The organism is Modestobacter lapidis (assembly GCF_054780755.1).
Genome location: NZ_BAAGVS010000027.1, coordinates 49,226 through 56,093 on the forward strand (window position 1 = coordinate 49,226; position 6,868 = coordinate 56,093).

The 6,868-nt window shown below is 72.6% G+C and carries 4 protein-coding genes; 3 read left to right on the forward strand and 1 reads right to left on the reverse strand.

From position 1 onward, the window contains the following. Positions 1–150: 150 nt before the first annotated feature. The 3 genes from ACYVG5_RS19190 (at position 151) to ACYVG5_RS19200 (ending at position 5,500) form a co-directional block, all read left to right on the forward strand. Positions 151–1,638 (forward strand): sodium:solute symporter family transporter, encoded by a 1,488-nt coding sequence (locus ACYVG5_RS19190; protein ID WP_222047192.1) that lies wholly within the window; start codon positions 151–153, stop codon positions 1,636–1,638. Beyond that, entirely contained in the window at positions 1,628–3,103 is a 1,476-nt protein-coding gene (locus tag ACYVG5_RS19195) for an amidase (protein WP_222047190.1), read from the forward strand. Before ACYVG5_RS19190 ends, ACYVG5_RS19195 begins: the two co-directional genes overlap by 11 nt. 417 nt (positions 3,104–3,520) lie before the next feature. Beyond that, on the forward strand, positions 3,521–5,500 hold the full coding sequence (locus ACYVG5_RS19200) for an EAL domain-containing protein (RefSeq protein WP_460683449.1): 1,980 nt from the start codon (positions 3,521–3,523) through the stop codon (positions 5,498–5,500). A gap of 138 nt (positions 5,501–5,638) precedes the next feature. On the opposite strand, the gene ACYVG5_RS19205 is transcribed toward ACYVG5_RS19200, so the two are convergent. After that, the gene (locus ACYVG5_RS19205; RefSeq protein WP_222047186.1) at positions 5,639–6,133 is read right to left on the reverse strand and encodes an inorganic diphosphatase; all 495 of its coding nucleotides are present in this window, start codon (positions 6,131–6,133) and stop codon (positions 5,639–5,641) included. Between the last annotated feature and the right edge of the window lie 735 nt (positions 6,134–6,868).

Below are 6,868 nucleotides of genomic sequence, written 5' to 3' on the forward strand. Positions count from 1 at the left end.
GACAGCCCAGTGAGATGACCAGGAGGTCTCCGTGCCCATCGGATTCTGGATCGCGCTTGTCCTTCAAGCCTCGATCCTCATCGCCGCATTCCTCATGAGTGGCAGGTTCCTCGCCCGAGGCGTCGAGGACGAGCAGGCGGGGACGGGTCGATGAACGGGACGGTCGCGACCGTATTCATCGTCTACTTCGTCGCCGTCTTCGCCGTCGGGCTCCTGGCCGGGCGTCGGACCAAGGGGACGACGGAGTCGTTCTACCTGGGGGACCGGGGCATCTCCGGTCCCCTCACCGCACTCACGTACCTGGCCAGCATGGTGAGCGCCGGCGCCCTGATCGGCTGGACGTCGCTCTCGATGCTGTGGGGACCGTTCTTCATCTGGGTCGCCGTGTTCTTCACCCTTGCCATCTTCCTGACCTGGTACCTGCTCGGCCCACGCGTCATGGTGCTCGCGAAGAGAGTCGGCGCGGTCACCATCCCCGACTTCATGCACGCGCGGTTCGACGGCAAGTCGCCCCGGCTGCTCTCATCCCTCATCCTGCTCGTGTTCCTGGTGCCCCTGCTGGCGGCCAACTACTTCGCGGCCGGCCTCCTGATCGAGCGTCTGACGCCGTTCAGCTACACGAGTGGCGTCTGGGTGTTCGGTGCGCTCGTCTTTCTCTACGTGGCGTTCGGTGGCTTCCGGGCGGTGGTGTGGACCGACGCCATCCAAGGGCTGATGCTGGCCATCGGAGCGTCCATCCTGCTCGCCGTCGCCGTCTACGAGGTCGGGTTCGGCGGCCTGGGCGGCTCGCTGTCGGAGAGCAACCCCACCGGAATGGTGTCCTGGCCCACCGGCATCGAGCCGGGGAGCAGCTACTTCATCTCCTTCATCATGCTGAACTTCTTCGGAGCCTTCGGGGCGCCGTACTTCATCGTGCGGTTCTTCTCCGTCCGAAACGCGCGCTCCCTCCGTTCCGGTTTCGTGCTGGTGATGTCGCTGGTCGCCATCATGGAGATCGTGGTGGTCCTGATCGGCCTGTACGCACGAGCACTGTTCCCCCAGCTGACCGAGGACCCGGATAGCACCTTCCTCGTGATGGCGGAGGAGTTGCTCCCGCTGTTCGTCAGCACCATCGTGCTCGCTGCCCTCGCGGCCGCCATGATGTCGACGATCGACTCGATCCTGTTGGTACTGGCATCGACGGTCGAGAACGACATCATGACGAAGACGTTCAATGTCTCGTTGAGCAATCACCAGCGTGTGCTGGTCGCACGAGGGACCACGCTGGTCATCGGCGTGCTCAGCATCATCTACGCGCTGAACCCGCCGGAGCTGCTCGCCTTCCTGCTCTACCCCGCGTTCGGCGTGCTCGGTCTGGTATTCGGTCTGCTCTTCGTGGGCGCGGTGTACTGGCCGCGCTTCAACAAGCCGGGGGCGCTGACGGTGATGATCGTGGCGCCGGTCTCGTTCATCGTGTGGAACCAGCTCGGCAACCCGCTGGGGCTGTACCACATCCAGGTGGCCCTGCTCTGCACCGTGCCGGCCATGTTGGCGGTGACCTACCTGACGCCTCCGCCGCCCGCCCGCGTGATCGAGCAGTTCTTCCCGTCCCGGCACAGCGGTGAGCCCGCCCGGGTGGAGAGCACGGATGCCCAGTAGCCCGTCGTCGACCCTTCCGCTGGCCGGAGACGTCACCGGCCTGGACACGTCGACGCTGGCCCGGCTCATGCGGGACGGCGACGTCTCCGCCGCTGAGGTGATGCGGGCCTGCCTGGCCAGGATCGCTCTGGCGAACGGGGAGGTGAACGCCATCGTCACCCTCCAGGACGAGGCGGCGCTCCTCCAGGCCGCGGCCGAGGCCGACGCGCAGCTGCGTTGCGGTGGGCAACGTCCACTGACCGGGATCCCCGTGGTGGTCAAGGACAGCATCGCGACCGCCGGCATGCGGACGACCTGGGGCAGCAAGCTCCTGGCCGACCACGTCCCGCGAGCCGACGCCTCGGCGGTCGCGCGGCTGCGACAAGCGGGCGCCATCGTGGTCGGCAAGGGGAACACCCCGGAGTTCGCCACGGACCTCCAGACGGACAACGACCTGTTCGGGCCGACGCGTAACCCGCTGGACCTCAGGCTCACACCCGGTGGCTCGAGCGGTGGGGTCAGCGCTGCCGTGGCAGCCGGCTTCGCGCCGCTCGGCATCGGCACCGACTACGGCGGCTCGATCCGGTGGCCGGCCCAGTGCGTGGCACTGGTCGGACTTCGCCCCACCTGCGGGCTGGTCCCGGGCACTGGCCAGTTCGCCCACTCGTATCGCGACCAGGGACTTCCCAACGCGCTGGGGTTCCAGGCCGGGCTGCAGACCATCGGTCCGATGGCTCGTTCGGTGGACGACCTCGAGCTGGCGTTGACGGTCATGGCGGGTCCGGACGGCAAGGATCCGCACGCGGTTCCGGTACCTCTTCTGCCATCTCGCACCGTGGAGTTGTCGCGCCTCCGGGTGGGCTGGTTGCCGGGCGAAGGGAGCCACCCGGTGCGCGCGGACATCCTCGACGTGCTCCGCGGACTCGTCCAGACGCTCGAGGCCTCCGGCTTGCGCGTCGAGGAGCGTGATCCCGGCGTGCTCCGGAGAGCGGAGGAGGTGTTCACCCGGGTGCGAGCCATCGAAGGGATGGCAGACGTCCGCCCGCTGGTCGACGGCCGGGAGGGTCAGCTCAGTCCGCACCTCAGGGACGTCCTCGCGGCGAGGCCCGGCCACGTCGCTGAGTACCTGGAGGCCATGGCGGAGCGTGACTACCTGCGGATGCAATTGCTGGAAATGCTCGAGGAGGTTCCGCTCGTGCTGATGCCGGTCTCGCTGACCCCTGCCTTTCCCCTCGGGGATCGAGAACTGAGGGTCGACGGGCAGCACGTGAACTACTGGAAGATCGTCGCCCCGTGCCGCGCGATCAGTCTCTTCGGAGTTCCGGCGGCGTCGGTTCCGTGCGGGAGGTCACGCGACGGGATGCCCGTCTCCGTGCAGATCGTCGGCCGGCCCTTCCGTGACCACGAGGTACTCGCGATGGCTCGTCGCATCACCGACCTCGTCCCGCATCCGCTGGGCGCGGCCGGAGAGGGCGCCCGCCGCTGATCGCGCCGCGCTCGGCGGCCGGCAGCCCGGGCGGGGCCAGGTCAGTGGTGGGCGTCGCCGTCCTCCGCGCCTCCCCATGCGGCTCGCGCTGAGAAGGTCGTCGGTTCGATTCCGACAGGCGGCTCTCCTCCTGCCCACGCCTCGTTCCCGGGGTGGGGCGCTGCGCCGCAGGCAGCCGGGACCTTCGGCCCTCCGCCGATTTGCGCCCACTGCCCTGCGCACGGTGACACTGCAGGAACGCCGGGTCGCGATCTCCGCACCGCGGCCGGCCGCTCGTCGCGGTGCAACTGTCGTCGGCTCACGCGGAGGAGCGGAGTGGTGCTCAACGCCGGCCCGAGCCGTATCGGCACCGGGTCGCTCCTGACCCGGGGCGGTGGTCCGCGGCAGTCTGCTGGCCGCTCGCGGCTGCGGTGGCAGGTGGCCGTTCCGGTCGTGCTGGTCGTCGTCCTCGTCCTGGCCATGCTCCCGAGCGTTCCGTTGCCGCAGCAGTCGGCCCTGGTGCCGGTCCTGCTGACGCTCCTCTGCTGCCTCGACCTGTTCAGCGTCGTCCTGCTGATCGGGCAGTTCCGGGTGACCGGGGAGCCGCGGATCCTGGCCGTCGGATGCGCGTACCTGTTCGCCCTGGTCATGCTGCTGGCCCGGGGGGTCTCCTTCGCTGCCGAGCCCGGGGCGTCGGGCTGGTGGGGCGGGGTCCCGGCGGCTGCCGCGTGGCTGTGGGTGCTCTGGCACACCGGCTTCGTGATCCTGCTCGCCGGCGCGATGGTGCCGTGGCCGGCCGCGGCCGCCGCCCCCGTCCCGCTCGCCCACCGCACCCGGCTGGCCGGCCGGGCGATGGCGGCGGCGGCGCTCGTCGCCGTCGCCGTGGGCGCCGGCCTGCTCCTCCTGGCCGACCGGCTGCCCCGGCTGATCGAGGGCACGGACACGTCCGCGCTGGTGCAGGTCACCGGGCCGGTCGTGGTGCCCGTCGTCGGCCTGGCGGCCGGCGTCACGGTCCTCGCGGCCCGGCGGCGGACGGGGCCCATGCGGTGGACGGCGCTGGCGGCCGCGGCATCGTTCGGCGACGTGCTGCTGACCCTGTCGACCGACGCCCGCGCCAGTGGCGCCTGGTACGCCGGGAGGTCGCTGTCGATCCTCGCCGCGGGTGTGATGGTGGCGGCGCTGCTGGCGGAGTTCAACGGCATCCGGCAGCGCCTGGCGGTCGAGGGCGAGCGGCTGCGCGGTGCGCTGGACCGGACGAACGAGCTGGAGCGGCTGCAGCACACGCTCCTGGGGCACATGGCCGACGGCGTGCTGATGTGGGACCGCAACGGCGAGGTCGTCGCCAGCAACCCGGCGGCCCGGACCCTGGTGGGGCTGACCGCCGACCAGATGGAGGGCAGCGTCCTGCAGGAACTGGCCTGCCGGGCGTTCCGCCCGGACGGCACCCCGTGGGGGACGGCGGGACTCCCGTCGGAGACCACCTTCGCCACGGGCGAGCCCTGCCGCGACGAGGTCCTGCTCCAGTCCCTCGGGGGGCCGCTGCGGTGGCTGTCCGTCACCACCGAACCCGTGCGCGGCCCGTCCGGGTCGGTGGACCACGTCGTGTCCTCCCTCACCGACGTGACCGAGCAGCACACCGCCGCAGTGGCCGGCGCCGAGGCCCGCCGCGCCCGGCGCGCGATCATCGCGGAGGTGGTCGAGCAGGGCGGGCCGGAGATGGTCTTCCAGCCGATCGTGGAGCTCGCCACCGGTCGGGTCGTGGGCTTCGAGGCGCTGGCCCGCTTCCCCGGCCCGTCACGGCGGGGGCCCGACGAGTGGTTCGCCGACGCGGCCGAGGTCGGGCTCGGGGTGGAGCTGGAGCTGTCCGCCATCCGGGCGGCGCTCGGGCAGCTCGACCGGCTGCCCCCGGGCGCCCACCTCTCGGTCAACGCCGGCCCGGCCACCGTGGCGTGCCCCGCGCTGTCGGACCTGCTGAGCGGTGTCCAGCCGTGTCGGGTGGTGCTGGAACTGACCGAGCACGTCGGGGTGGACGACTACTCGCAGCTCGCCGAGGCCCTGGACCGCCTGCGCTGCCTGGGCCTCCGGCTCGCCGTGGACGACGCCGGGTCGGGCTTCGCCTCGCTGCGGCACATCCTCCACCTCGCACCGGACGTCATCAAGCTCGACGGCGCCCTGGTCACCGGCCTGGACGGGGACCCCGCCCGGCGCGCGCTGGCCGGGGCACTGCTGGCGTTCGGGGCGGAGATCGGCGCGGACGTCGTCGCCGAGGGCATCGAGAGCGCCCGGGAGAGCGCGGTGCTGCAGCGCCTGGGCTGCCAGCTGGGCCAGGGGCACCACCTCGGTCGACCGCGGGCGCTGCCGCCCGCCCCGGAACCGGACGGGGCGTCGTCCGTGCCGGGGCTGTCCGGCGTCCGGTGACCGTCGGTCGTCCCGCCGCGCGGCGACGTGGGCCGGGGACGACGAACGCCCCGGCCGGGACGGCCAGGGCGCAGGGGAGTGGTGGACGTCGGTTCGACCGCCGGCCCGGCTCCGCGGGGCCGGCGGTCGAACGAGAGCTCAGTGCTCGGGCGGAGCCTCGAGCGCCCGCTCGCGGGACGCGTCGATCTCGGCCTCGGCCGCCTCGCGGCCGACCCACTCCGCGCCCTCGACCGACTTGCCCGGCTCGAGGTCCTTGTAGGTCTCGAAGAAGTGCTGGATCTCCAGCCGGTCGAACTCCGACACGTCCCCGATGTCCTTCAGGTGGGCCATCCGGGGGTCGGTCGCCGGCACGGTGAGGACCTTGTCGTCCCCGCCCGCTTCGTCGGTCATCCGGAACATGCCGATGGCCCGGCAGGTGATCAGGCAGCCGGGGAAGGTGGGTTCCTCGAGCAGGACCAGGGCGTCCAGCGGGTCACCGTCCATGCCCAGCGTCTCCTCGATGTACCCGTAGTCGGCGGGATACCGGGTCGAGGTGAACAACATCCGGTCGAGGCGGATGCGTCCGGTGGCGTGGTCCAGCTCGTACTTGTTCCGCTGGCCCTTGGGGATCTCTACCGTCACGTCGAACTGCACGCCCGCTAGTGTGGCGTACGACCTCTCGGCTCCCGTCAGCGGAGGTCACTCATGGGGGTGAGCAGCATCTCGTCGGTACCTGGCGGCGCGCCCGGAGAGCCCCCGCAGCCGTCGCTCGACGAGCCGGACGCGCCGGCGCCGCCGGACGGGACGCCCGTGCCCGGCCCGGTGAGCGACGTCCCCCCGGCTCAGGACGCCGCCGACCCCGCCGGGGCTCCGGACGGGAGTGCGCCACCGGACGGTGGGACGTTCCCCGCCGCGCCCGCGGCCGAGCCGGGCGCAGCGGCGGAGGGCGAAGCGGCCCCGGACGGCGGGGCGGCCCCGGACGGCGCCACTCCGCCGGCGGCCCCAGCAGCCCCCGGACCGGCTCCCGAGCCGGACCCCGGCACGGACGCGGGCGGGCCCGCCGACCCGGACGGCGACCTCCGCTCCGCGCCGCTCTCGCCGGCCGCCGGCCCGCTCCGGTCCGTGGACCCGCCGGAGGAGCAGCCCGAGCCGGATGCCCTGGAGCCGGCACCCGCTGCGCCCGAGCCGGCCCCGCCACCGGACGACATGCCCGAAGCGGCCGCACCCGCTGCACCTGGGCCGGCCGCCGACGCACCGGCAGCCGACCCGCCGCCCGCGGCGGCAGCTGTCCCCACGCCGCAGGCACCTCCGGCCCGGCGTCCCCGGCCGGGGCCGGCGCCGCGCCCATCGGCCCAGGCCGGCCCGCCGGCCGCCGCCATGCCGTCCGCT

Bases quoted from the DNA above. Each gene is read 5' to 3' on its own strand.
- ACYVG5_RS19190 (WP_222047192.1), top strand. From the start codon at position 151: ATGAACGGGACGGTCGCGACCGTATTCATCGTCTACTTCGTCGCCGTC.
- ACYVG5_RS19195 (WP_222047190.1), top strand. From the start codon at position 1,628: ATGCCCAGTAGCCCGTCGTCGACCCTTCCGCTGGCCGGAGACGTCACC.